The organism is Pseudoduganella sp. GCM10020061, assembly GCF_042683405.1.
GTDB lineage: Bacteria > Pseudomonadota > Gammaproteobacteria > Burkholderiales > Burkholderiaceae_D > Telluria.
This window is the reverse complement of sequence record NZ_JBHUJS010000011.1, coordinates 154200-177369: the sequence shown is the minus strand read 5'-3', so window position 1 is coordinate 177369 and position 23170 is coordinate 154200. Positions and strand designations below refer to the sequence as shown.

Below are 23170 nucleotides of genomic sequence, written 5' to 3'. Positions count from 1 at the left end.
TAGTTGTAGGCCGAACTTGCTCGACAATTCAACAAAATATAAAGCCCTGTACGAACAGGGCTCTATAAGTCATCCCTGCGACAGGAATGTCATTCCCATTCGATCGTCGCTGGCGGTTTGCCGGAGATGTCGTACACGACGCGGTTCAGGCCACGCACTTCGTTGATGATGCGGTTAGAGACGCGACCCAGCAGCGTGTGCGGCAGGTGCGCCCAGTGCGCGGTCATGAAGTCCTGCGTCTGCACCGCGCGCAGCGCCACCACGTAATCGTAGGTGCGGCCGTCGCCCATCACGCCCACCGATTTCACGGGCAGGAATACGGCGAACGCCTGGCTGGTCGCTTCGTACCAGTTGCGCGGCACGCTGTCGCCCACCACGCCGTCCGACGGCAGCGGCTCGAACGGCGTGTTGCGCAGTTCTTCGATGAAGATGGCGTCGGCGCGGCGCAGCAGGTCGGCGTATTCCTTCTTCACTTCGCCCAGGATGCGCACGCCCAGGCCCGGCCCCGGGAACGGGTGGCGGTAGACCATGTCATGCGGCAGGCCCAAGGCCACGCCCAGTTCGCGCACTTCGTCCTTGAACAGTTCGCGCAGCGGCTCCAGCAGCTTGAGGTTCAGCGTCTCCGGCAGGCCGCCCACGTTGTGGTGGCTCTTGATGGTCTGGCCCTTCTTGCCCTTGCCAGCGCTTTCGATCACGTCCGGGTAGATGGTGCCCTGCGCCAGCCAGCGCGCGTTCGGCAGCTTCTTCGCTTCGGCCTGGAAGACCTCGACGAACTCGCGGCCGATGATCTTGCGCTTGGCCTCGGGGTCGGTAACGCCGGCCAGGTGGCCCATGAACTGGTCGGTTGCGTCGACCTGGATCACTTTCACGCCCAGGTTCTTGGCGAACATGTCCATGACCATCTTGCCTTCGTTCAGGCGCAGCAGGCCGTGATCGACGAACACGCAGGTCAGCTGGTCGCCGATGGCGCGGTGGATCAGCGCGGCGGCCACGCTCGAATCGACGCCGCCGGAAAGGCCGAGGATGACTTCATCGCTGCCCACCTGGGCGCGGATCGACTCCACGGCTTCCGAAATATAGTCGGGCATGTTCCAGTCCGATTTGCAGCCGCAGATTTCGTGCACGAAGCGGCCGAGGATGGCCTTGCCCTGCGCGGTGTGCGTGACTTCCGGGTGGAACTGCAGCGCGTAGAACTGGCGCTCGTCGTCGAACATCGCGGCGATCGGGCAGCTTTCGGTGTTCCCCATCAGCTTGAAGCCCGGCGGCATTTCAAGGACTTTGTCGCCGTGGCTCATCCACACGCGCAGCATGCCGTGGCCCTCGTCGGTGACGAAGTCGTTGATGCCGTTCAGGAGTTTGGAATGCCCGCGCGCGCGCACTTCGGCGTAGCCGAATTCGCGTACCAGGCCGTTTTCCACTTTGCCGCCCAGCTGCGCGGCCATCGTTTGCATGCCGTAGCAGATGCCCAGCACGGGCACGCCGAGTTCGAACACGGCTTGCGGCGCGCGCGGCGCATCGCCTTCCAGCGTGGAGCTGTGGCTGCCGGACAGGATCACGCCGGCGGCGCCGTAGTTGCGCACGAATTCGTCGGACACGTCGTACGGATACACTTCGGAGAACACGCCGGCGTCGCGCACGCGGCGCGCGATCAGCTGGGTAACCTGGGAGCCAAAGTCGAGGATGAGGATCTTGGAATGCATGGATGAGGAAGTGTGTTTTGGATTCTGTATGGCGGATGCGAAACGCGGCGAACTAGTCGCCGCGTCAGGTCACGTTTATTCGGAACGGTAGTTCGGAGCTTCTTTGGTGATCTGCACGTCGTGGACGTGCGACTCACGCATGCCCGCCGAGGTGATCTCGACGAACTCCGCCTTCTCGTGCAGTTCCTCGATGGTGGCGCAGCCGCAGTAGCCCATCGACTGGCGGATGCCGCCCACCAGCTGGAACAGGATGGCCAGCACGCTGCCCTTGTAGGCGACGCGGCCTTCGATCCCTTCCGGTACGAACTTGTCCGCGCGCGCACCGACTTCCTGGAAGTAGCGGTCGGCCGAGCCTTCGGCCATCGCGCCCAGGCTGCCCATGCCGCGGTAGGACTTGTACGAACGGCCCTGGTACAGGATCACTTCGCCCGGCGCTTCTTCGGTGCCGGCGAACATGGAGCCCATCATTGCGGTCGATGCGCCCGCCGCCAGTGCCTTGGAGATGTCGCCCGAGTAGCGGATGCCGCCGTCGGCGATGCATGGCACGCCGGTGCCCTGGAGCGCTTCGGCCACGTTGGAGATCGCGGTGATCTGCGGTACGCCGACGCCTGCGACGATACGGGTGGTGCAGATCGAGCCCGGGCCGATGCCGACCTTGACCGCGTCCGCGCCGTATTCGACCAGCGCCTTCGCCGCGGCCGCCGTGGCGATGTTGCCGCCGATGACGTCCACGTGCGGGTAGCGCGTCTTGATCCACTTGACGCGGTCCAGGATGCCTTGCGAGTGGCCGTGGGCGGTGTCCACCACCAGCACGTCCACGCCGGCAGAGACCAGCAGCTCGATGCGTTCCTCGTCGCGCTGGCTGACGCCGACCGCGGCGCCGACCAGCAGCTTGCCCTGCGCGTCCTTGGATGCGAACGGGTGCTCGACGGCTTTCTGGATGTCCTTCACGGTGATCAGGCCGCGCAGTTCGAATGCGTCGTTCACCACCAGCACGCGCTCCAGGCGGTGCTTGTTCATCAGGCGCTTGGCGTCGTCGAGTTCAGCGCCTTCGTTGACGTAGACGAGCTTTTCGCGCGGGGTCATCTTTTCGCGCACCTGCGCGTCCAGTTCGGTCTCGAAGCGCAGGTCGCGGTTGGTGATGATGCCGACGACGACTTTGCCTTCGACCACAGGGAAACCGCTGATGCCGTGCTGTTCGCGCAGGGCGATCACTTCGCGCACCGTCATGGTCGGCGGGATGGTGATCGGGTCGCGCAGCACGCCTGCTTCAAAACGCTTCACGCGCGCTACTTCGCGGGCCTGGTCCTTCGGCGACAGGTTCTTGTGGATGATGCCGATGCCGCCTTCCTGTGCCATTGCGATCGCCAGGCGCGCTTCGGTCACGGTATCCATTGCCGCCGACAGCAGCGGGATGTTCAGCGTGATGTTGCGGGTCAGCTTGGTACGCAGGGAGGTAGCGGCCGGGAGGATGTTGCTGTAGGCCGGGACGAGCAGCACGTCATCGAACGTGAGTGCTTTCTGAAGTAAACGCATAGTTGTTTTCCTATAGGCGCAAAAGCGAATTATACAGAAAGCGTGCGAAAGCGTCTTGGCAAGGCTTAAAAATTCTGGCAAGGACCAGCTGCCCGGCGTTGACACGGGGCCGCAAAGCTGGCGAAATGGAGCAACGAATCTCAGCAGGAAACCTTATGCGAATCACTCGACCCATCAAGTCCATTCTCGGCGCGGCGCTGCTGCTGGCCGCCGGCAGCGCGGCCGCGCAGTATGTCTGGATCGACCACAACGGCCGGCGCAACTACTCGGACCAGCCGCCACCGCCGGGTGTGCGCGTGCTCCAGGCGCCAAAAGGCATGGAGCAGGTGATCGCGTCGACCGCGCGGCCTGCCGCGGCAAGCGCCGCGCCTGCGGCGGGGACCACGCTCGCGGAGCGCGAACAGGACTTCCAGAAGCGCCGCAAGGAAAGCGCGGAGACGGCGCAGAAGGCACAGCAGGAGGCGGCACAGGCTGCCGAGCGCAAGCGCACCTGCGATGCCGCGCGGCGCGCCAAGGCCGAACTGGATTCGGGCGTGCGGCTGCGTTCGCACACGTCTGCGGACGCCAATGAAGTGATGAGCGACGCGGAGCGGGCCGCTGAATCGGCGCGCGCCGGCAAGATCATCGCCGCCTGCCGCTAAGCGCCCGGGACGCGCCCCTTTATGCGCTGCGCTTCCTGGCGCGGGCGCGGCGGGTTTCCTTGGGATCGGCCACCAGGGGACGGTAGATTTCGATGCGGTCGTGCTCGCGCAGCACCGTGTCCAGCGGCTTCTTCTTGGCGTAGATGCCCACCGGCTGCACCGCCAGGTCGATGCCGGGCACCGCTTCCAGCATGCCTGAGCTGCGGATCGCCTGCTCGATCGTGGCGCCCTGCTCCACTTCCACCTCGCGCCACACCTCGCTGGCGGCGGTGGCATAGCACACCTTGACCACGAACCGTTCAGCCATACACCGTCTCGGCGCGCTTGACGAAGGAATCGACCATGTTATTGGCGATGACGCTGAACATCGGGCCGATCAGGTTCTCCAGCAGGCGGCTGGAGAATTCGTAGTGCAGGTCGAATTCGATCTTGCACGCGTCCTCGCGCAGCGCCTTGAAGTGCCAGTTCCCGTCCAGCGACTTGAACGGCCCGTTCACCAGCTTCATGTTCATGTGGGTCGGGCGGTGGTTGGTGTTGGCAGTGGTGAAGCTCTGGTTGATGCCGCGGAAGTTCATCGCCAGGCAGGCTACCAGCCTGTCATGCGAGCGCTCGAGGACTTCGACGCCGCTGCACCATGGGAGGAATTTCGGATAATCTTCGACCTTTGCAACCAGGTCAAACATCTGTTCCGCGCTATATGCCAGCAAAACTTGTTTGTGCACTACTGCCATGGATGAGCCATTTGTTATGATGTTCACTTTTCAAGGCCGTAGTTTAACCGAGCTGCACGTTTTTGCTAATTCATGAGTATTGTTGACAATAAGAAAGCCTTCCACGACTACTTCATCGAGGACCGCTATGAAGCGGGCCTCGTGCTGGAGGGTTGGGAGGTCAAGGCCATCCGCGAAGGCCGGGTGCAGATCAAGGAAGCGTACGTCATCCGCAAGGGGGACGAACTGTTCCTGTTCGGCGCGCACGTCAGTGCGCTGCCCACCGCATCGGGCTTCGTGCATCCGGAGGCGACGCGCACGCGCAAGCTGCTGCTGCATCGTGCGGAGGTGGACAAGCTCATCGGCAAGGTGGAACGGTCCGGCTACACGCTGGTGCCGCTCAACCTGCACTACAAGGGCGGACGGGTGAAGTGCGAAGTCGGCCTTGCCAAGGGCAAGAAGCAGCACGACAAGCGCGCCACCGAAAAGGACCGCGACGCCAAGCGCGAGGTCGACTCGGCCATGAAGCAGAATCGCCGCTAGCACAGGCTGGGGACAGTCATGCGGGACTGCCCCCTTGAATTTTAGATTCCGTACGGAGAGCGCGCGAGCGCCACGGAACAGTCAGGCGCTTTGTTCCAATCGACGCGTTCTCCATCTACCCACAGCTGCAAGCATCCCCAAACCACCCAGAAGCATCCCCACCGTTGCCGGTTCCGGAATGGGAGTCGTCAGCCCGTCGACTGTGCTGAAGGTAGTGAATGCGCCGTCCCCGATCCGGAATTGCGCCTGCTGCCCGATGTTCGCCCCATCGCAACAGTTCTCCAGGCCGTAAAAGACCAGCGTGTGCGCACCGCTCGCCAGTTGCGCGCTTCCCGCCAGGTATTCCCTCGAGTTGCCGTAGGACCCCGCCCACCACAGGTCATCGCTGCTGAAGTGCAGCGGCACGCCATCGAGCATCATGACGCCGCCATCACCGAAATCGACGCCGCCACGGAACGACCAGGTACCGGCCTTGTCCTCGGTGACAAAGAAATCCACTTCGAACTTGTACGCCAGGTCCCTGGACGCACCCGACAGGGTCTTATGGTTGGAAATGCCGTCGAATACTTCGACGCTCGTACTGCCATACCCCGGAGTGGCAGTGGCGACCGCCGCCTCGACCACCGATTGGTATGCCTGGGGCGTGGCCTGTTGGCCCGCGGTTGAATAGCCGGTTGAAATTGTGATTTCGCTGGCATTGGCAGCTGAAAGCGCGGCCAGCAGGAGCGCCAGGGTGGTGCCGGTTCGGACGGTGTTCATGACGCCCTCTCGTTGTTAATGTATTAATCCACATTAGCAGGCGAGATACCAAGTTTCAAGCAAGCACGACCGCGCTATTTTCGCCCTACCGCAAGGGTCCAGCAGAGAAAACTGAGCACCAACGTTGCCGCCAGGCCGTACGCCAGTTTGAGCGCACTATCGAACAACAGCGGCGCGAGGAAGCCCGACACCAGCGCGAACGACATCATCTGAATGAAGGCCTGCATCGACGCGGCCAGCCCGCGGTTATCCGGGAACAGCGACAGCGCCTTGACCTGGATCGCCGGCATCGCGATCGACAGGCCGAAGGTGTACACGGCCAGCGGCAGCACCGCCCATGGCGTCTCGGCCACGAACGCGCTGTTGTAGGCCACGCTCGCCAGGCCCGATATACCCATCAGCACAAAGCCGGCCTGCACCAGCCGCACCGGCGCGTAGCGCGCGGCGAACTTGCCCGACAGCGCCGAGCCGACCATCATGCCGCCGATGAGCGGAATGAACAGCCACGCAAAACCCGTCTCCGACTTGCCCAGGATGCCCATCACGAAATTGGCCGCCGAGCCGATGTACAGCGACAGGCCGCCGAACGCCATGCCCAGCGTGAGCGACAGCAGCACGAACTTGCCGCGCTTGAGGACCATCAGGTAGTTGCGCGCGATGGTACCGGGATGGAAGGCGTGGCGCTTTTCCGGCGGCAGGCTCTCGGGCAGCGTGCGGTAGCACAGCACGATCATCGCCAGGCCAAACAGGAACAGGAACACGAACGTGGAGCGCCAGCCGAACGCCATGTGCAGGTAGCCGCCCAGCACCGGAGCGATGGCGGGCGCGAGGCCGAACACCATCATGATGTGGGACATCATGCGCTGCGCCTGCGCGCCAGAGAAGCGGTCCTGCACGATGGCGGCGCTCAGCACGGAGCCTGCGCCGGCGGACAGGCCCTGCAGCACGCGGCAGCCGAGCAGGAAGCCGAAGGTCGGCGCGAACGCCGCGCCGATCGAGGCCACCGTATAGACCGACAGCGCGGCCAGCAGCACGCGCCGGCGGCCGAACGAATCGGACAGGGTCCCGTAGAACAGCATCATGAAGGCGAACGCGAACAGAAACAGCGACAGCGTCTGCTGGACGGCCAGCGGACCGACCTGGAATTCCTTGCCGATGGCGGGGATGGCGGGGAGATAGGTATCGATGGCGAGTGCGCCAACCATACCGAGACATGCGAGTGTGACCGTCAACAACCTGTGCATCTAAAACTTTCTGACATGCGGCGCTGCTCAACGTTGGGCGCCAACCCGGCATTTTAGCGGTTGTTCAATTTTCAGGCCGGGCATGGCTTCGGCAGCGAGCCTCCGCTATCAGCCCCGCATGGCGGAATCGGCCATGTTTTGACCGATTCCGCCAACGCCTTCCTGCGCCTTTCCAGTGCAAGGGACGAAAAAAATCCCGGCCGAGGCCGGGATTAAGGGGTACCGTCTGTCGGAGAAAAGGTTAGCGCAGGGATTTGCCGAAGCGTTCGGTGCGCGGCATCCAGTTGCCGCGGATGTCGGCCGACACGAGCACGCGCTCCGCGCGGCCGATCAGCAGCTCGCGCGAGACCATGCCGATGTAGCGCGAGTCCTGGCTGTTGTCGCGGTTATCGCCCAACACCATGTACTGGTTGGCGGGAACCACGCGCGGTTTGAAGTTGCGGACGGCGTCGACGTAAGGCAGCAGCTGGATCTCGTGCTGCGCATCGCCATAGCGTTCCGAGAGCAACAGCGCTGGCGTCGCGGAACCTTGCGGGAGCGTTTCGTACTGCTGGCCGAGCGACGCATAGCTGGCCGCCTTGCCGTTGATGACGATCAGGCCGTTGCGCATCTCCACCTTGTCGCCCGGGAGCGCGATGATGCGCTTGATCAGGCGCGTGCCATCGGCCGGCGACGAGAACGTGACCACATCGCCGCGGCGCGGCTCGCCCAGGCGCGTCAGGATCACATCGGTAAGCGGAACTTTCAGGTCGAAGGCAAGCCGGTTGACGAAGACGACGTCGCCTTCCAGCAGGTTTGGGTGCATCGAGGCCGAAGGGATCGGATTCCAGTCCGCCACCGCGGTGCGGAAAATGCCCAGCAGCGCGAGGAAGACGATGAAGCCTTTGTTAGAACGCACCCAGTTTTTCATGCCAGCTCCAGACTGATCGAAGAATGCTAACTTTATAATCCACTATTCTTTAACCAGCCTTAATCCTGGGCAGGTGACCGTCCCTGCAAGGGACCGTCACCGGATCGTTGGCTCGCGATCAGCCAGGCCGTGCCTTGCGCCGCCTGCGCCAGCGCCGCACGCCCCAGGCAAGCAGCATGATCACCAGCACCGATGGCGCGAGCACGGCAAACCCTGTCACTGCGCCCGCTATGCCCTGCGCCAGGTGGGTGCCAAAATCGCGCAATGCCGCCGCGATCGGTTTTACGAATGGCGTGTGCCGCTCGGCCGTGATCGAGACATTCAGGATTTCCAGCTCTACCTGCTTGCGCAGATGCTCGCGCTGCCCGGCGGCCGCTTCGATCTTCGACTGGACTTCCGCCAGCTCGCGGTGCACCTTGATCAGCGCATCGGCATCGTTACCGGCGCGGCCCGCCAGCTCCTCCAGCTTCGCGCGATATGCCGCCAGCATGGCCGCATTGCGATCCGCGTCGGCGATCGGCTGCGCGAGATCGGTGGCTTCCGTCCCCACGCTGACCAGTTCACCCTGCCGGTCCAGGTTCGCCATCAACACCCGCACAACCGGCGGAGAGGCACGCAGGCGCAGTTCGGCCGATACCTCATCGCCCGTGCTGACATTGGCGCTGATGACGGCGCACACGCCCTTCGGCTGCGCATTGCAGGTGGCGAGCGTCTGGTCGTGGACCTTGCGCACCTCCGGCTCCGGCACGTCGATCGTGACCGTATGCTCGATTGCCAGTGTGCGCGGGCCGCTTGTGTCGGCCGTCTCGCCCATCACAACCGACGGGCTCGGGTCGCCGTCCGAACATCCGGCGAGCGCCAGTGCGGCCAGCAGCAATGCCGCCCGCACCCGCGGCGCATGTTGCAGGGTGCGCGTGATCAAACGACGCTGCCCTGCGGCTTCTGCGTCTTGGCGATGGTCATGGCGCTGGCGATCAGGCCGCCCAGGTCGCTCATGGTCGCCGGGATGATCAGCGTGTTGTTGGTGCGCGCGATGCCGTCGAAGGCTTCGACGTACTTTTCCGCCACCTTCAGGTTGACCGCATCGCTGCCGCCCGGTTCGCGAATCGCGGCGCCAATCTGGCGCAGCGCTTCCGCGTTCGCTTCGGCCAGCGCCAGGATCGCCTTCGCCTCGCCTTCCGCGCGGTTGATCGACGCCTGCTTCTCGCCTTCGGACTTGGCGATCTCCGCTTCGCGCTGGCCGGTGGCGATGTTGATCTGCTCCTGCTTGCGGCCTTCGGACGCGGCGATCAGCGCGCGCTTCTGGCGTTCCGCGGTGATCTGCGCCTGCATCGCATGCAGGATCTCTTGCGGCGGGGTCAGGTCCTTGATCTCGTAGCGCAGCACCTTCACGCCCCAGTTGGCGGCCGATTCGTCGATCGCGTTCACGACCGTGGTGTTGATGTGGTCGCGCTCCTCGAAGGTTTTGTCCAGCTCCATGCGGCCGATGACCGAACGCAGCGTGGTCTGCGCCAGCTGCGTGATCGCCTGGATGTAATTGGACGAGCCGTACGAAGCGCGCATCGCATCGGTGATCTGGAAGTACAGGATGCCGTCCACCTGCAGCTGCGTGTTGTCCTTGGTGATGCAGACCTGCGGCGGCACGTCGAGCGGGATCTCTTTCAGCGAGTGCTTGTAGGCGACGCGGTCCACGAACGGAATCACGATGTTCAGGCCCGGTGCCAGCGTCGCATGGTACTTGCCGAGGCGTTCCACCACCCACGCGTGCTGCTGCGGCACCACGTTGATCGTCTTGAACACGAATACGAGCGCGATGATGAACAGTACCAGCGCGACGCTGCCGAAATTAAATTCCATGTTATCCCTTTGTTTGAAAGATTATTTCTTTATTGTTATGAGTTCGCGACGATCAGGCGGCTGCCCTGAACCTCGACGATTTTGAAGCGCCCTGCTGCGGCCTGCGCGTTCGGGCAGAGTTCGACGTCCCACATCGCGCCGCGGTACATCACGCGCGAGCGGCCATGCTCCCAGGCGTCCACGACGATGTCCTGGCCGATGTCGATGTTGACGTTGGGGTCGCGCGTCGCATCGCTGCGCGTGCGGCGTCCCCAGCGGCTGCGGCGCAGCAGCACGGTTGCCGCCACGCCGACTACTGCGGCGACGGTGATTTGCGTGGGCTGGTCCAGTCCCGCCAGCGCGGCAAGCGCGGCGGCCACCATGCCGATGGCGATCATCAGCAGGTAGAAAGTACCAGTGAACAGTTCCAGTGCGATCAGCACCCCCGCGGCTACCAGCCAGTTTCCCCAGTCGGCCATGTGACTCCTTTTCCGTAATCCCAAATAAAAAACCCCCGTGGCCCATGGAGAGCGACGAGGGCACGGCGTCGATATGTGCGTGCTTTTGGCGATGTCTTTTTTGCTTTATCGAACGATACCAGTCTAGCGAGTTTTCACTTCTAGTCAACCATTTTGTTGACTGTTGTCTACCGTTTGGTCGACAAGCTCAACCGACCCGTCATCCCGGCTTTCGCCGGGACGACGGGTGAGGTGGCTTTAACGGGCGGCGAGCTTCTGCCAGGTGTCGATCACGGAGTCCGGATTGAGCGACATCGACTCGATCCCTTCGGACATCAGCCAGGCGGCAAAGTCCGGATGGTCCGATGGGCCCTGGCCGCAGATGCCGATATACTTGCCGCGCGCGCGGCAGGCCTTGATCGCCATCGACAGCAGCGCCTTGACGGCCGGGTCGCGCTCGTCGAAGTCCGCTGCCAGCAACGCCATGCCGGAGTCGCGGTCCAGGCCCAGCGTCAGCTGGGTCAGGTCGTTCGAGCCGATCGAGAAGCCGTCGAAGTGGTCGAGGAACTGGTCGGCCAGGATCGCATTGGACGGCACCTCGCACATCATGATCAGGCGCAGGCCGTTCTCGCCGCGCTTGAGGCCATTGCGGCCCAGCAGCTCGACCACCTTCTCGGCCTGCCCCAGCGTGCGCACGAACGGCACCATGATCTCGACGTTGGTCAGGCCCATGTCCTCGCGCACGCGCTTCATCGCGGTGCACTCCATCTCGAACGATTCGGCGAAGTCCTCGGCCAGGTAGCGCGCCGCGCCGCGGAAGCCCAGCATCGGGTTTTCTTCGTCCGGCTCGTAGCGCGAACCGCCGATCAGCTTCTTGTACTCGTTCGACTTGAAGTCGGACAGGCGCACGATGACCGGCTTCGGCCAGAACGCGGCGGCGATGGTCGCCACGCCTTCGGCCAGCTTGTCGATGTAGAAGGCCTTCGGCGAGGCATGGCCGCGCGCGACCGATTCGACCGCCTTCTTCAGGTCCGCGTCGATGTTCGGGTATTCGAGGATCGCCTTCGGGTGCACGCCGATGTTGTTATTGATGATGAACTCGAGGCGGGCCAGGCCCACGCCGGCGTTCGGCACCGACTGGAAGTCGAAGGCCAGCTGCGGGTTCCCGACGTTCAGCATGATCTTGGTCGGGATCGGCGGCAGTTCGCCGCGCGCCACTTCCGACACTTCCGTTTCCAGCAGGCCGTCGTAGATGTGGCCTTCGTCGCCCTCGGCGCAGGACACGGTCACCAGCGTGCCGTCCTTGAGCGTCTCGGTCGCGTCGCCGCAGCCCACGACTGCCGGCACGCCCAGTTCGCGCGCGATGATCGCCGCGTGGCAGGTGCGTCCGCCGCGGTTGGTGACGATGGCGGAAGCGCGCTTCATCACCGGCTCCCAGTTCGGGTCGGTCATGTCGGCCACCAGCACGTCGCCCGGCTGCACGCGTTCCATCTCGGACGGATCGTGGATTACGCGCACGGGACCGGCGCCGATGCGCTGGCCGATCGCGCGGCCCGATGCCAGCACGGTGCCGGTGCCCTTGAGCTTGAAGCGCTGCTGCGCATCGGTGCCCTTGACCTGCGACTTGACCGTCTCCGGGCGCGCCTGCAGGATGTACAGCTTGCCGTCGCGGCCATCCTTGCCCCACTCGATGTCCATCGGACGGCCGTAGTGGTTCTCGATGATGACGGCGTACTTGGCCAGTTCCACGACTTCGGCGTCGTTCAGCGAATAGCGGTTGCGCATCTCGACCGGCACGTCGATGGTACGCACCGAACGGCCAGCCTTGGCTTCGTCGGTGAATTCCATCTTGATCAGCTTGGAGCCGATGTTGCGGCGGATGACCGGCAGCTTGCCCAGTTCGAGCATCGGCTTATGGACGTAGAACTCGTCCGGATTGACCGCGCCCTGCACCACCGTCTCGCCCAGGCCGTAGCTGGACGTGATGAACACCACGTCCTTGAAGCCGGACTCGGTGTCGATCGTGAACATGACGCCCGATGCGCCCAGGTCCGAGCGCACCATGCGCTGCACGCCGGCCGATAGCGCCACTTCGGCGTGGGTGAAGCCCTTGTGCACGCGGTACGAGATCGCGCGGTCGTTGTACAGCGATGCGAACACGTGCTTCATCGCTTCCAGCACGTTGTCGATGCCGACCACGTTCAGGAAAGTCTCCTGCTGGCCTGCGAACGAGGCGTCCGGCAGGTCCTCGGCGGTTGCCGACGAGCGCACCGCGAACGACATTTCGGTCGACGAATCGGCCACCAGGCGGTCGTAGAATTCGCGGATTTCCTGCTCCAGGCGTGGCTGGAACGGCGTTTCGAGGATCCACTGGCGGATCTCGGCGCCGGCCGCGGCAAGCGCGCGCACGTCGTCGGTGTCCAGGCCTTCCAGGCGCTGCGCGATGCGTTCGCCCAGCGGCAGGCCGCCGCTTTTCGTGTGGGTCAGGAAATCGCGGAACGCCGCCGCCGTGGTGGCGAAGCCACCCGGCACCCGCACGCCGGCATGCGCCAGCTGGCTGATCATTTCACCGAGCGATGCATTCTTGCCGCCGACGGTTTCGACATCCGTCATGCGCAAATCTTCGAACGACGCGACAAACACCGCGTTGTCCTCCTCCTTGAGAACTGCGTTGAAACTGCTGGTCATGGTTAAACACCCTTACTATGATGGAAACTGGTACGCGGGCCTGGCAACCGGGTTCTTGTTATTCTTAGGGTCGTGCAGCACAATGAAACGTTTGCAAGTATTTTACAGCCTCATAGGAATTTATGACCACAGATCCACGGGAAAGCCTTCCGACCTCTGCCCGCACCGTTTTCTTTGTCTCGGACGGCACTGGTATTACCGCTGAAACCTTCGGCCATGCTGTATTGACGCAGTTCGAGATGCGCTTCAGGCAGGTGCGCCTCCCGTTCATCGACGACGTGGACAAGGCGCGCGAGGCGGTCCGCCGCATCAACGACGTGTACAACTCGTGCGGCCAGCGGCCGATCGTGTTCTCGACGCTGGTGCAGCCGCGCCTTGCGGACGTGATCCGCCAGGCCAACGGCATGCACATGGACCTGATCCAGACATTCGTGGCGCCGCTGGAGCAGGAGCTGGGCGTGAAGTCGACGCACACGATCGGGCGTTCGCACAATATCGTCGACAGCGAGGAATACAAGAACCGCATCGAGGCGATCAACTTCTCGCTCGCGCATGACGACGGGCAGTCGCACAAGAACCTGGCGGCCGCCGATGTGATCCTGGTGGGGGTGTCGCGGTCGGGCAAGACGCCGACCAGCCTGTATCTGGCGATGCAGTACGGGATCAAGGCGGCCAACTACCCGCTGATCCCGGACGACTTCGAGCGCGGCAAGCTGCCGTCGTCGCTGCCGCCGTTCAAGCAAAAGATATTCGGGCTGACCATCACGCCGGAGCGGCTGTCGGAGATCCGCAACGAGCGCCGTGCCGGCAGCAAGTACGCGTCGATCGAGAACTGCCGCTACGAGATCAACGAGGCCGAAGCCATGATGCGGCGCGAAGGGATCCGGTGGCTGTCGTCCACCACCAAGTCGATCGAGGAGATCGCGACCACGATCCTGCAGGAGATCAAGCCGGACCGCCGCGAGTATTGAGCGTGTGGGTTGGGGTCTGACCCTACGGGTATGGCCCCGGACTTTGAAGCTGGCGGTGGAAAGTCAGGGGACAGGCCCGCAGGGTCAGTCCCCTTGCGCTTCAGAAGAACTGCCGCCAGTCGGCCAGCCAGCCCGGGAACGCATTGATGTCCATCGGCGCCGCAATGTGGTATCCCTGCGCATAGGTACATCCCATCCCCTGCAGGAAGTCCCAGTCCGCCTTGGTCTCGACGCCAACCGCCACCGACTGCCGGTCCAGGCTGCGCGCCAGGCCCAGGCAGGTGGACAGCACCGTGGACAGCGGCCGCTTCCTGGACGCGCCATCGACGAAGCTGCGGTCGATCTTCAGCTCCGAGAACGGAATGCGCGCCAGCAGCTGCAGGTTCGAGCGCCCGGTGCCATAGTCGTCGATCGCCAGGCCGTAGCCCAGCATGCGCAGGCGCACCAGGCGCTCAAGGAAGCCCGGGTCCTGGGTCAGCACCGACGATTCCGGCATCTCGAACGTAATGTAATCGGGCAGCACGCGGTGCCGCTCCACGCACGCTTTGATCTGCTGCATGAACGACGGGTGCGCCAGCGTCTCGGGCGCCAGGTTGATCGAGATCGACATCGGGATGCCCTTGTCCTGCAGGACGCGGCAGCCCTGCACCGACAGCTCGATCATGGTCCAGTCGAGGAAATCGACCCGGTTGTTTTGCTCGAGCGCGTCGATGAACGAGGCCGGGCCGAGGATGCCGTGCTCCGGGTGGCGCCAGCGCGCGAACGTCTCCAGTCCCTTGACCTGCCCGGTCTCAAGCTCGATCTTGGGCTGGTAGAACGGTTCGAACTGGCGCTGCTGCAGTCCGACGCCCACTTCGGCGAACGTGAACGAAGGGACGGCCCTGCGCGGATGCGCTTGCGGCGCGGAGTAGTTGGCCAGCAGCGCTTCGAGCTTCTGCTCGGTGACCGGGCGCGCGATGGTGCCGAGCAGCTCGACGCCGAAGGCCGCGGCCAGCGTCTCGATCGAGAACATCACGTCGCGGCCCTGGCTGCCGGTGACGATCACGGGCACGCGCACCTTCTCGTTGCCGAGGGTGCGCAGCAGTTCCAGGCCGTCCATGCCGGTCAGGTCCAGGTCGATGATGGCGACGTCCAGGTGCGGCGTGAAGGAGTCCTGGAAGCAGCGCAGCGCCGCCAGGCCGTCCGGCACTTCGGTGATGCGGCTGGCGCCGAGGCTGCCCAGCATCTCCGCGAGCGCGCGGCGCTGGGACTGATCCCCTTCGGCGACCAAAAAGTGCAAGTGCGCGATGTCCATCATGACTCCGGTGAAATGTTTCAAGCGATCAAGCTTGATTTTGCCTCAATTGCTCGAAAAAGCACACTGCCGCGCACGCGGCGACGTTGAGCGACTCCACCTTGCCCAGGTGGGGGATCACCACGCGCTGCGTCGCCAGCTCCAGCAGGGCGGGCGACACGCCCTGCCCTTCGTGGCCCAGCACCCAGGCCACCGGGCCGCGCAAGTCCACGTCGTAGAGGCGGCGGTCGGCATAGCCGCTCGTGGCCAGCACCGGGATGCGGGCGCCGCGCACCAGCGCCGGCAGGTCGGCGTTTTCGAAGATGTCGAGCACAAAGTGGGCGCCCATCGCCGCACGCAGCACCTTGGGCGACCAGCAGAACGCCGTGCCGGGCGCGCAGAACACCTGCTTCACGCCAGCCGCGGCAGCGCTGCGCAGGATCGAGCCGACGTTGCCCGGGTCCTGCAGGTTGTCCAGCAAAACGCTGTTGACGCTCAGCGCGGATGGCGCCTGCGCCAGCGGGGTATCGATCAGGAACAGCACGCCGACGCCGTGTTCGACCTGGGACAGTGCGTTGTACAGCGCCTCCGGCAGGGAGGTGACATGCACGCGCGCGCGCTCGCAGCGCTCCACGATGGCGGCGACCTCCGCATTCGCCAGCGACGGCTCGGCGACGATGCAATGCACGGGCGACCCGCGCAGGTCGAGGTAAGCCTGGCACAGGTGCACGCCGTCGAGCAGGGTCCGGCCCGTCTTGCGGCGCGCCTGCGAGCTGGTGGCGAGCTGCTTGAGCTCCTTGTAGACCGGATTCTCGCGCGAGGTGATGGTCTTCATTCGGGGAACGCGGCCTGGATCGCGATGAGCGGCTGCAGTTCCGGCAGCGGCTCGGCGGGATTCAGCGCTTCGAGCAGCTCGCGCACCGGGGCGTAGCTGCGGCGGTGCACCGGCGACGGGCCGTGCAGGCGCAGCATCTCCAGGTGCAGTTCGGTCGCGTAGCCCTTGTGCTGGTCGAAGCCGTACTGCGGGTATTTACGGTGCAGCTTGACCAGCGCCGCGTCGCGCGCGGTCTTGGCCAGGATCGAGGCGGCAGAGATGGCATGCACCTTGTCGTCGCCTTCGATGATGGCGATCGAGCGCACCTTCATGCGCGGGCAGCGGTTGCCATCGATGAGCGCCAGGGTGGGAATGGTCTGCAGCGCGTGGACCGCGCGCTTCATGGCGAGCATCGACGCATGCAGGATGTTCAGGCGGTCGATCTCCGCCTCCGAGCACTTGGCAACCGCCCACGCCAGCGCGTTCTCGCGGATCAGGATGCCCAGCTCGTTGCGGCGCTCGGCCGTGAGCTTCTTGGAGTCGCGCAGCCCGTCGATCGGGCGCGACGGATCGAGGATCACGGCGGCCGCGAACACCGGCCCCGCGAGCGGGCCACGGCCCGCCTCGTCCACGCCGCAGACGATCTCGTCGCCCACGTTATCGGGGTCGAAATCGAATAACCCCGCCTGTTCCTTGCTCATGCCTGCTGCCTTGTCGATTCGATGATGTTCATTACCGCTTGCGCGCTTTCCTTGCTGCTGTCGCGCAGCAGGCTGTGATGCATGTCCGTAAAGCGCTGGCGCAGCCGGGCACGGTTTTCCTCGTCCGTGAGCTGCGTCCACATCGCCTCGGCCAGCTTCTCGGGCGTGGCCTCGTGCTGGATCAGTTCCGGCACCACCCAGTCGCGCGCCAGGATGTTGGGCAGGCCGATCCACGGCAGGTAACCCATGTGCTTCATGATCTGGTACGAGGCGCCCAGCACCTTGTATGCGATCACCATCGGCTTCTTGAACAGCGCCACCTCCAGCGTCGCCGTGCCCGATGCCGCCAGCACCGCGTCGCTGGCCGCGATCACCGCGTGCGACTGGCCGTCCACCAGCTCCACCGGCACGTCCTCCATCCGGTGGCGCGCCACCAGCTCGTTGAAGAACGCCCGCTGGCGCTCGCCGGCCATCGGCACCACGAAGCGCAGCGACCGGTCGCGCTGGTAGAGCAGGCGCGCGGCCTTCAGGAACGGCTCCACCAGGTATTTTAGTTCGCCCATGCGGCTGCCGGGAAGGATCGCGACCACTTTTCCGCTGTCGGGCAGGCCCAGGGTGTGGCGCGCAGCCGACTGGTCGGGCTCCATTGGAATCATTTCGGCAAGAGGATGGCCGATGTAGGTCACCGGCACGCCTGCCTTGCGGTAGATCTCTTCCTCGAACGGGAATACCACCAGCATGTGCGAGACGGCCTTCTGGATCTTCCTGATCCTCCCGCCGCGCCAGGCCCAGATCTGCGGGCTGATGAAGTGCACGGTCGGGATGCCGGCTGCGCGCAGCTGCTGCTCCAGCCCCAGGTTGAAACCGGGGTAGTCCGCGCCAATGAACACGTCCGGGCGCTCCGCCAGCAGGCGGTCGCGCAGCGTGTTCTGGATGGCGCGGATCTCGCGGTAACGTGGAATCACTTCGAACAGGCCACGGACGGTCAGCTTTTCCATCGGCAGGTCCGATACGAAGCCCTGCTCCATCATCTTCGGCCCGCCGATGCCGTGGAAACGCGCCTGCGGCAGCATCGGGCGCAGTCCGGCCAGCAGCCGGCCCGCCAGCATGTCGCCGGAGACCTCGCCGGCGACCAGCGCTACCGATATGTCAGCGGACGATGCCACGGGTCGCGACGCCGAGGAACTCGCGCATGGCGCGGATTTCCGCGGCTGCCTCGGGCATGTCGGTTTCCTGCTGCACGAGCGCCTGCTTGGCCTCCTCCAGCGTCAGGCCGGAGCGGTAGATCGCCTTGTACGCCGCGCGCACGCCGTCGATCTGGGCGCGGGTAAAGCCGCGCCGCTTCATGCCTTCGATATTTACGCCGTGCGCCGCCGCCGGGTTCCCGGACAACAGCACGAACGGGGGCACGTCCTGGGTCAGGCTGGTGCTCATGCCGACGAAGGCATGCGCGCCGATCTTGCAGAACTGGTGCACGTTGGCGTAGCCGGACATGATGACCCAGTCTCCGATCTCCACGTGGCCCGCGAGCTGCGCGTTGTTCGAGAAGATCGTGTGGTTGCCCACCACGCAGTCGTGCGCCAGGTGCACGTAGGCGGAGATCCAGTTGTCGTTGCCCAGGCGCGTGACGCCCTTGTCCTGCACCGTGCCGGTATTGAAGGTGCAGAATTCGCGGATGGTATTGCGGTCGCCGATCTCCAGGCGGGTCGGTTCGCCCGCCCACTTCTTGTCCTGCGGCTGTGCGCCGATGGACGAGAACTGGAAGAAGCGGTTGTCGCGGCCGATCGTGGTGTGGCCTTCGATGACCACATGAGGGCCGACCACGGTGCCGGCGCCGATCCGCACATGCGGACCGATGATCGTGTACGCGCCGATCTCGACGCTGGCATCGAGCTCCGCTTTGGGGTCAACGATGGCGGTCGGGTGAATCGTTGCCATCAAAGCCCCACAGCCTGGCTCGCGTCGGTGGTGGAACGGATGGTGCACATCAGTTCAGCTTCCAGGGCCACCTGGCCGTCGACGGTGCCCACTGCCTTGTATTTCCAGATGCCGCGCGAATTGCGCAGGATCTCGACATCCATCTTGAGCTGGTCGCCAGGACCGACCGGGCGCTTGAAGCGCGCATTGTCGATGCCGACGAAATACACCACCGAGTTCTCGTCCGGCTTGACGCCCGCGGTCAGGAAGGACAGCAGCGCGGCGGTCTGCGCCATCGCCTCGATCATCAGCACGCCCGGCATGACCGGCTTGTGCGGGAAGTGGCCGTTGAAGAACTCTTCGTTCACGGTCACGTTCTTGATGGCGGTGATCGATTTGTTCGCTTCCCAGTGCAGCACGCGGTCCACCAGCAGCATCGGGTAACGGTGTGGCAGCATCTCCTTGATCTGGGTGATGTCGAGGGTCTTGTTTTCAGTAGTGGTCATTTGGTTTCAGTGAGTGCTTTGACTTGTTTTTCGAGTTCGCGCATCTTATCGCGCATCTTCTCGAGGTTGCGCACGAGTACGGCCGCGCGTTCCCATTCCTTGTTTGGCGCGACCGGGAAAAAGCCGGTGTACTGGCCCGCTTCCCGGATCGAGTTCGGCACCATCGTTGCCGCGGTAACGTAGACATTATCAACGATCTCGATATGGCCGTTGATCATGGCGGCGCCGCCGAACATGCAATGCTTGCCGATCTTGGTGCTGCCGGCCACGCCGACGCAGCCGGCCATGGCGGTGTGGTCGCCGATCTCGACGTTGTGGGCGATCTGGATCAGGTTGTCGAGCTTGACGCCGTTGCCGATCACGGTATCGGCCAGCGCGCCGCGGTCCACCGTGGTGTTGGCGCCGATATCGACATCGTCGCCCATCACCACGCGCCCGGTCTGCGGAATCTTGATGTACACGCCGCCTTCGTTGGCAAAGCCGAAGCCGTCGGTGCCGATCACGGCGCCCGAATGCAGCACGCCGCGCTTGCCGATCACGCACTGCGCATGGAAGGTCACGTTCGGGAACAGCCGGGTGTCCTCGCCGATGACGGCGTCGCGCCCGATGAAGCAGCCGGCGCCGATCACGACGCCCGCGCCGATGCGGGCGCCCTCCTCGATCGTCACGAACGGGCCCACATGGGCGCTCGGATCAACCTGGGCGCCTGCCGCCACCACCGCGTTCGGGTGGATGCCGGGCGCCGGCCTGACCTCGGTCAGCGAGAAGAAATACTGCGCCACGCGGGCGAAGTAGGCATACGGGTTTTTGGTGACGATGCGCGCGCCCGCGAAGCCGGCGGCAAGCGCCTCCTCGTCGGCGGGCGAATGGATCAGGGCTGCGGCCCGGGATGCCAGCGCCTGTGCGCGCAGTTTGCTGTTGGAGAGGAAGCTGAGGTGCGAAGCGCCCGCGTCAGCCAGCGGCGCGATCCCTGAAACCTCCAGGTCCGGGTCACCCGCCAGTTGCCCTCCGAAGCGTTCGACCAGTTCAGCCAGTCGAGTGCCCATGGTAAAACCTTACTTGTCCAGTTGCTTGAGGATCTTGTCCGTAATGTCGATCCGTGGATTGAACCACACCGAATCCTGCAGCACCACGTCGAGGTTTTCCTCGCGCGCGATCTGCTGGATCAGCTGGTACGCCTTCTGGGAGATGTTGGCGCGTTCTTCGTTCTTGCGCTGGGCCAGGTCCTCGCGGAACTCGCGCTGCTTGCGCTGCAGGTCCTTTTCCATGTCGACCAGTTCGCGCGTGCGGCGCGTGCGCTCCGCTTCGTTCAGCCTGGGATTATCCGAGTCGAACTTCTCGGACATTGCCTTGAACTGCGCAATCTGGTCCTGCATGGCCTTCTGGCGCTTCGAGAATTCTTCCTCGATGCGGGCATCCGCATTCTTGGCCAGCTTGGACTCGGTAAACAGGCGTTCGGTGCTGACCCAGCCGATGCGTGCGCTGTAGGCCGGCGACGGCACCTGGGCCTGCGCGGCCGTGGCCACGCCGAGCACCAGGACCATTGCCAAATTCAGCGATGCAAATGCGGTTTTCATATATGTCGCAATCCAATCAGAAGCCGGTACCCATCTGGAACTGGAAACGTTCCAGGCGGTCGCCCGGTTTTGCGTTCAAAGGCTTAGCATAGCTCAACTTGAGCGGTCCCACCGGCGAAATCCAGCTCACGCCCAGGCCGGCCGAAGCGCGCAGCTTGGACAGGTACAGCTTTTCGCCTTCCTGGTAGACCTGGCCCACGTCGCTGAATGCGAACCAGCGCAGGCTGCGATCCTTGCCGCTGCCAGGGAACGGGAACTGCAGTTCCGCGTTGCCGATCAGGCGCGTGGCGCCGCCCAGCGCATCGCCGAACTGCGGGTCGACGATACCCAGCGAGGAGCCGAGGTAGCCGCGCACCGAACCGATACCGCCGGCGTACACGTTCTTGAAGACCGGGTAGCGGGTGCCGCGCAGGCCCTTGCCGTAGTTGATCTCGCCCTTCACCGCCAGCGTCATCCAGCGCGTGATCGGCTTGTACATTTCGTGCGCATAGACCGCGCGCACGTACTTCGAATCGCCGAACAGGTCCAGCTCCATGTTGGCGCGCTGGTACTCGCCGATCGACGGCGTGGTGGCCGAGTCGCGCGAATCGCGCGCCCAGGCGGCGGTCAGCGGGAAGGCGTTGGTGGTCGCAGAACCCACGCCTTCGACCGGCGAATTGCCGAACTGGCGGATGTAGTCCTTGAAACGCTCCGGCGAGGTGTCGTCGGTTTCGATCTCGGTGCGCTCGAAGCCCAGGCCGAAGAACACGGTATCAGATTCGGAGAACGGCACGCCGTAGCTGATGCGGCCGCCCTGCTGGCGCACGGTATACGAGCCGATGTTCAGCGCAGGCGGGCGCGAGGTGCGGGTATAGATCTCGAACGCACGCGAGACGCCTTCCTCGGTGTAGTACGGGTTCATGTGCGAGAACGCGATCGTGCGGCCGTAGCGGCTGGTATTCAGTTCGATGCCGACCGTATTGCCGGAACCGGCGAAGTTGGCCTGCTGGATCGCGGCGGAGAAGGTGAACTTCTCGGCCTGCGAGAACGCGCCGCCGATCATGAAGTTACCGGTCGGCTTCTCGACCACGGTCAGGTTCACGTCCACCTGGTCGGAGGTGCCCGGCGCTTCCGGCGTATCGACCGTCACGTCCTTGAAGTAGCCGAGGCGATCCACGCGGTCGCGCGAGAGCTTGACCTTGTTGGCGTCGTACCAGGCGCCTTCGAACTGGCGGAACTCGCGGCGGATGACTTCGTCGCGCGTGGTGGTATTGCCCGCGATGTTCATGTGGCGCACGTAGGCGCGGCGGCCCGGGTCCACGTAGAAGGTGAAGGCGACTTCGCGCTTCTCGCGGTTCACTTCCGGGTTGGCGTTCACGTTGGCGAAGGCGTAGCCGAAGGTGGCCATGCGGTCCGAGATGCGCTTGTTCGATTCGGTCAGCAAGATGCCGGCGTAGGTCTTGCCGGGCTTGAGCAGGATCAGCGACTTCAGTTCTTCCTCGCGGCCGAACATCTCGCCTTCGATCTTCACGTCCGAGACGGTGTACTTTTCGCCTTCGGTGATGTTGATGGTCAGGTAGATGTCCTTCTTGTCCGGCGTGATCGCGACCTGGGTCGACTCCACGTTCGCTTCCAGGTAGCCGCGGTCCAGGTAGAAGGACTTGATCGACTCGATGTCGCCGGTCAGCTTCTGCTTGGAGTACTGGTCGGCCTTGGAGTACCAGGTGAACCAGCCGCTGGTGGACAGCTCCAGCACTTCGCGCAGTTCCTTGTCCGAGAAGGTCTTGTTGCCGACGAAGTTGATCTGGCGGATGCGCGCAATGTCGCCTTCGTCCACGTTGAGCATGACGTCCACGCGGTTGCGTTCGAGCGGCGTGATGGTGGTGGTCACCTTGACGCCGTACATGCCGCGCGACAGGTACTGGCGCTTGAGTTCCTGCTCGGCGCGTTCGACCGCAGCCTTGTCGAAGGTCTTGGCTTCGCCCACGCCGATTTCCTTGAGCGCCTTGATCAGCTGGTCCTTCTCGAATTCCTTGGTGCCGGTGAAGTCCACGCTGGCGATCGCCGGGCGCTCTTCGACCAGTACCACCAGCACGCCATTGTCTTCCTCCAGGCGGATGTCCTTGAAGATGCCGGTCGCATACAGCGCCTTCAGCGCGGCGATGCCCTTCTCGTCATTGAACGTTTCGCCAACGCGCACCGGCAGGTAGGAGAACACGGTGCCTGCTTCGGTACGCTGGATCCCCTCGACGCGGATGTCCTTGACGACGAATGGCTCGACTGCGAAAGCGGGACCGGCACACAGTGCCACGGCAGCTGCACCAATCAGACTGCGGCGAAAGAAGGGCAAGGCAAAACGTTCGGAATGTAATTTCATTGGCTAATCAATGGTTCTATACGGATTGCT

23 protein-coding genes are annotated in these 23170 nt (G+C 64.1%); 3 read left to right on the top strand and 20 right to left on the bottom strand.

The genetic code is table 11. The features are described from left to right. Positions 1-89 precede the first annotated feature (89 nt). Both guaA and guaB read right to left on the bottom strand, forming a co-directional pair. Positions 90-1700 (bottom strand): glutamine-hydrolyzing GMP synthase, encoded by a 1611-nt coding sequence (gene guaA, locus ACFSQR_RS15150; RefSeq protein WP_377730780.1) that lies wholly within the window; start codon positions 1698-1700, stop codon positions 90-92. Positions 1701-1775: 75 nt separating this feature from the next. After that, complete coding sequence (gene guaB / locus ACFSQR_RS15145; RefSeq protein WP_377730779.1) at positions 1776-3236, bottom strand: IMP dehydrogenase; 1461 nt, start codon at positions 3234-3236, stop codon at positions 1776-1778. Between the two features lie 155 nt (positions 3237-3391). Between guaB and ACFSQR_RS15140 the strand changes: the two genes are divergently transcribed. Beyond that, the gene (locus ACFSQR_RS15140; protein ID WP_377730778.1) at positions 3392-3877 is read left to right on the top strand and encodes a DUF4124 domain-containing protein; all 486 of its coding nucleotides are present in this window, start codon (positions 3392-3394) and stop codon (positions 3875-3877) included. Between the two features lie 19 nt (positions 3878-3896). Here the strand turns inward: ACFSQR_RS15140 and ACFSQR_RS15135 are convergent, their stop codons facing one another. Together ACFSQR_RS15135 and ACFSQR_RS15130 are read right to left on the bottom strand one after the other, a co-directional pair. Further along, positions 3897-4184, bottom strand: a complete 288-nt coding sequence (locus tag ACFSQR_RS15135; RefSeq protein WP_377730776.1) for an RnfH family protein — start codon at positions 4182-4184, stop codon at positions 3897-3899. Further along, positions 4177-4608: a type II toxin-antitoxin system RatA family toxin gene (locus ACFSQR_RS15130; protein WP_377730774.1), complete on the bottom strand. Its 432-nt coding sequence runs from the start codon at positions 4606-4608 to the stop codon at positions 4177-4179. The genes ACFSQR_RS15135 and ACFSQR_RS15130 overlap by 8 nt, the downstream gene beginning before the upstream one ends. A gap of 72 nt (positions 4609-4680) precedes the next feature. Here ACFSQR_RS15130 and smpB point away from each other — a divergent pair, with 72 nt between their 5' ends. Next, positions 4681-5130, top strand: coding sequence for an SsrA-binding protein SmpB (gene smpB, locus ACFSQR_RS15125; RefSeq protein WP_377730773.1), 450 nt, complete (start codon positions 4681-4683; stop codon positions 5128-5130). A gap of 81 nt (positions 5131-5211) precedes the next feature. On the opposite strand, the gene ACFSQR_RS15120 is transcribed toward smpB, so the two are convergent. The 7 genes from ACFSQR_RS15120 to ppsA form a co-directional block, all read right to left on the bottom strand. After that, positions 5212-5889: a CCXG family PEP-CTERM protein gene (locus tag ACFSQR_RS15120; protein ID WP_377730772.1), complete on the bottom strand. Its 678-nt coding sequence runs from the start codon at positions 5887-5889 to the stop codon at positions 5212-5214. A gap of 74 nt (positions 5890-5963) precedes the next feature. Beyond that, positions 5964-7094, bottom strand: a complete 1131-nt coding sequence (locus tag ACFSQR_RS15115; protein ID WP_377730771.1) for a multidrug effflux MFS transporter — start codon at positions 7092-7094, stop codon at positions 5964-5966. 280 nt (positions 7095-7374) lie between these two features. After that, complete coding sequence (gene lepB / locus ACFSQR_RS15110) at positions 7375-8043, bottom strand: signal peptidase I (protein WP_377730770.1); 669 nt, start codon at positions 8041-8043, stop codon at positions 7375-7377. A gap of 118 nt (positions 8044-8161) precedes the next feature. Continuing rightward, the gene (locus ACFSQR_RS15105) at positions 8162-8965 is read right to left on the bottom strand and encodes a DUF4349 domain-containing protein (protein WP_377730769.1); all 804 of its coding nucleotides are present in this window, start codon (positions 8963-8965) and stop codon (positions 8162-8164) included. Continuing rightward, positions 8962-9900 (bottom strand): SPFH domain-containing protein, encoded by a 939-nt coding sequence (locus ACFSQR_RS15100; RefSeq protein ID WP_377730768.1) that lies wholly within the window; start codon positions 9898-9900, stop codon positions 8962-8964. The genes ACFSQR_RS15105 and ACFSQR_RS15100 overlap by 4 nt, the downstream gene beginning before the upstream one ends. 35 nt (positions 9901-9935) lie before the next feature. Next, on the bottom strand, positions 9936-10358 hold the full coding sequence (locus ACFSQR_RS15095) for an NfeD family protein (RefSeq protein ID WP_377730767.1): 423 nt from the start codon (positions 10356-10358) through the stop codon (positions 9936-9938). A 237-nt stretch (positions 10359-10595) separates the two neighbouring features. Continuing rightward, entirely contained in the window at positions 10596-13025 is a 2430-nt protein-coding gene (gene ppsA, locus ACFSQR_RS15090; RefSeq protein ID WP_377730765.1) for a phosphoenolpyruvate synthase, read from the bottom strand. 122 nt (positions 13026-13147) lie between these two features. Between ppsA and ACFSQR_RS15085 the strand changes: the two genes are divergently transcribed. After that, positions 13148-13996 carry a pyruvate, water dikinase regulatory protein gene (locus ACFSQR_RS15085; protein ID WP_377730764.1) on the top strand — a complete coding sequence of 283 codons (849 nt, stop codon included), beginning with the start codon at positions 13148-13150 and terminating at the stop codon, positions 13994-13996. 100 nt (positions 13997-14096) lie between these two features. Here the strand turns inward: ACFSQR_RS15085 and ACFSQR_RS15080 are convergent, their stop codons facing one another. The 9 genes from ACFSQR_RS15080 to bamA are packed head-to-tail and all read right to left on the bottom strand — an operon-like array spanning position 14097 to position 23140. Further along, on the bottom strand, positions 14097-15314 hold the full coding sequence (locus tag ACFSQR_RS15080) for an EAL domain-containing protein (RefSeq protein WP_377730762.1): 1218 nt from the start codon (positions 15312-15314) through the stop codon (positions 14097-14099). A gap of 4 nt (positions 15315-15318) precedes the next feature. Then, entirely contained in the window at positions 15319-16104 is a 786-nt protein-coding gene (locus ACFSQR_RS15075; protein WP_377730761.1) for a TrmH family RNA methyltransferase, read from the bottom strand. Beyond that, positions 16101-16784, bottom strand: coding sequence for a ribonuclease HII (rnhB, locus tag ACFSQR_RS15070; protein WP_377730760.1), 684 nt, complete (start codon positions 16782-16784; stop codon positions 16101-16103). Before rnhB ends, ACFSQR_RS15075 begins: the two co-directional genes overlap by 4 nt. Further along, on the bottom strand, positions 16781-17950 hold the full coding sequence (gene lpxB / locus ACFSQR_RS15065) for a lipid-A-disaccharide synthase (RefSeq protein WP_377730759.1): 1170 nt from the start codon (positions 17948-17950) through the stop codon (positions 16781-16783). Before lpxB ends, rnhB begins: the two co-directional genes overlap by 4 nt. Then, entirely contained in the window at positions 17934-18722 is a 789-nt protein-coding gene (gene lpxA, locus ACFSQR_RS15060) for an acyl-ACP--UDP-N-acetylglucosamine O-acyltransferase (RefSeq protein WP_377730757.1), read from the bottom strand. Before lpxA ends, lpxB begins: the two co-directional genes overlap by 17 nt. Further along, positions 18722-19207: a 3-hydroxyacyl-ACP dehydratase FabZ gene (gene fabZ / locus ACFSQR_RS15055; protein ID WP_377730756.1), complete on the bottom strand. Its 486-nt coding sequence runs from the start codon at positions 19205-19207 to the stop codon at positions 18722-18724. The genes lpxA and fabZ overlap by 1 nt, the downstream gene beginning before the upstream one ends. Next, positions 19204-20253 (bottom strand): UDP-3-O-(3-hydroxymyristoyl)glucosamine N-acyltransferase, encoded by a 1050-nt coding sequence (gene lpxD / locus ACFSQR_RS15050; RefSeq protein ID WP_377730755.1) that lies wholly within the window; start codon positions 20251-20253, stop codon positions 19204-19206. Before lpxD ends, fabZ begins: the two co-directional genes overlap by 4 nt. 9 nt (positions 20254-20262) lie before the next feature. After that, positions 20263-20784, bottom strand: coding sequence for an OmpH family outer membrane protein (locus ACFSQR_RS15045; protein WP_377730754.1), 522 nt, complete (start codon positions 20782-20784; stop codon positions 20263-20265). A 16-nt stretch (positions 20785-20800) separates the two neighbouring features. Then, positions 20801-23140: an outer membrane protein assembly factor BamA gene (bamA, locus tag ACFSQR_RS15040; RefSeq protein ID WP_377730753.1), complete on the bottom strand. Its 2340-nt coding sequence runs from the start codon at positions 23138-23140 to the stop codon at positions 20801-20803. Between the last annotated feature and the right edge of the window lie 30 nt (positions 23141-23170).

Bases quoted from the DNA above. Each gene is read 5' to 3' on its own strand.
- ACFSQR_RS15085 (WP_377730764.1), top strand. From the start codon at position 13,148: ATGACCACAGATCCACGGGAAAGCCTTCCGACCTCTGCCCGCACCGTT.
- lpxD (WP_377730755.1), bottom strand. From the start codon at position 20,253: ATGGGCACTCGACTGGCTGAACTGGTCGAACGCTTCGGAGGGCAACTG.
- ppsA (WP_377730765.1), bottom strand. From the start codon at position 13,025: ATGACCAGCAGTTTCAACGCAGTTCTCAAGGAGGAGGACAACGCGGTG.
- rnhB (WP_377730760.1), bottom strand. From the start codon at position 16,784: ATGAGCAAGGAACAGGCGGGGTTATTCGATTTCGACCCCGATAACGTG.
- ACFSQR_RS15130 (WP_377730774.1), bottom strand. From the start codon at position 4,608: ATGGCAGTAGTGCACAAACAAGTTTTGCTGGCATATAGCGCGGAACAG.
- ACFSQR_RS15095 (WP_377730767.1), bottom strand. From the start codon at position 10,358: ATGGCCGACTGGGGAAACTGGCTGGTAGCCGCGGGGGTGCTGATCGCA.
- ACFSQR_RS15115 (WP_377730771.1), bottom strand. From the start codon at position 7,094: ATGGTTGGCGCACTCGCCATCGATACCTATCTCCCCGCCATCCCCGCC.
- ACFSQR_RS15045 (WP_377730754.1), bottom strand. From the start codon at position 20,784: ATGAAAACCGCATTTGCATCGCTGAATTTGGCAATGGTCCTGGTGCTC.
- lpxA (WP_377730757.1), bottom strand. From the start codon at position 18,722: ATGGCAACGATTCACCCGACCGCCATCGTTGACCCCAAAGCGGAGCTC.
- ACFSQR_RS15140 (WP_377730778.1), top strand. From the start codon at position 3,392: ATGCGAATCACTCGACCCATCAAGTCCATTCTCGGCGCGGCGCTGCTG.
- guaB (WP_377730779.1), bottom strand. From the start codon at position 3,236: ATGCGTTTACTTCAGAAAGCACTCACGTTCGATGACGTGCTGCTCGTC.
- ACFSQR_RS15120 (WP_377730772.1), bottom strand. From the start codon at position 5,889: ATGAACACCGTCCGAACCGGCACCACCCTGGCGCTCCTGCTGGCCGCG.
- ACFSQR_RS15100 (WP_377730768.1), bottom strand. From the start codon at position 9,900: ATGGAATTTAATTTCGGCAGCGTCGCGCTGGTACTGTTCATCATCGCG.
- lepB (WP_377730770.1), bottom strand. From the start codon at position 8,043: ATGAAAAACTGGGTGCGTTCTAACAAAGGCTTCATCGTCTTCCTCGCG.
- bamA (WP_377730753.1), bottom strand. From the start codon at position 23,140: ATGAAATTACATTCCGAACGTTTTGCCTTGCCCTTCTTTCGCCGCAGT.
- fabZ (WP_377730756.1), bottom strand. From the start codon at position 19,207: ATGACCACTACTGAAAACAAGACCCTCGACATCACCCAGATCAAGGAG.
- ACFSQR_RS15075 (WP_377730761.1), bottom strand. From the start codon at position 16,104: ATGAAGACCATCACCTCGCGCGAGAATCCGGTCTACAAGGAGCTCAAG.
- guaA (WP_377730780.1), bottom strand. From the start codon at position 1,700: ATGCATTCCAAGATCCTCATCCTCGACTTTGGCTCCCAGGTTACCCAG.
- ACFSQR_RS15135 (WP_377730776.1), bottom strand. From the start codon at position 4,184: ATGGCTGAACGGTTCGTGGTCAAGGTGTGCTATGCCACCGCCGCCAGC.
- smpB (WP_377730773.1), top strand. From the start codon at position 4,681: ATGAGTATTGTTGACAATAAGAAAGCCTTCCACGACTACTTCATCGAG.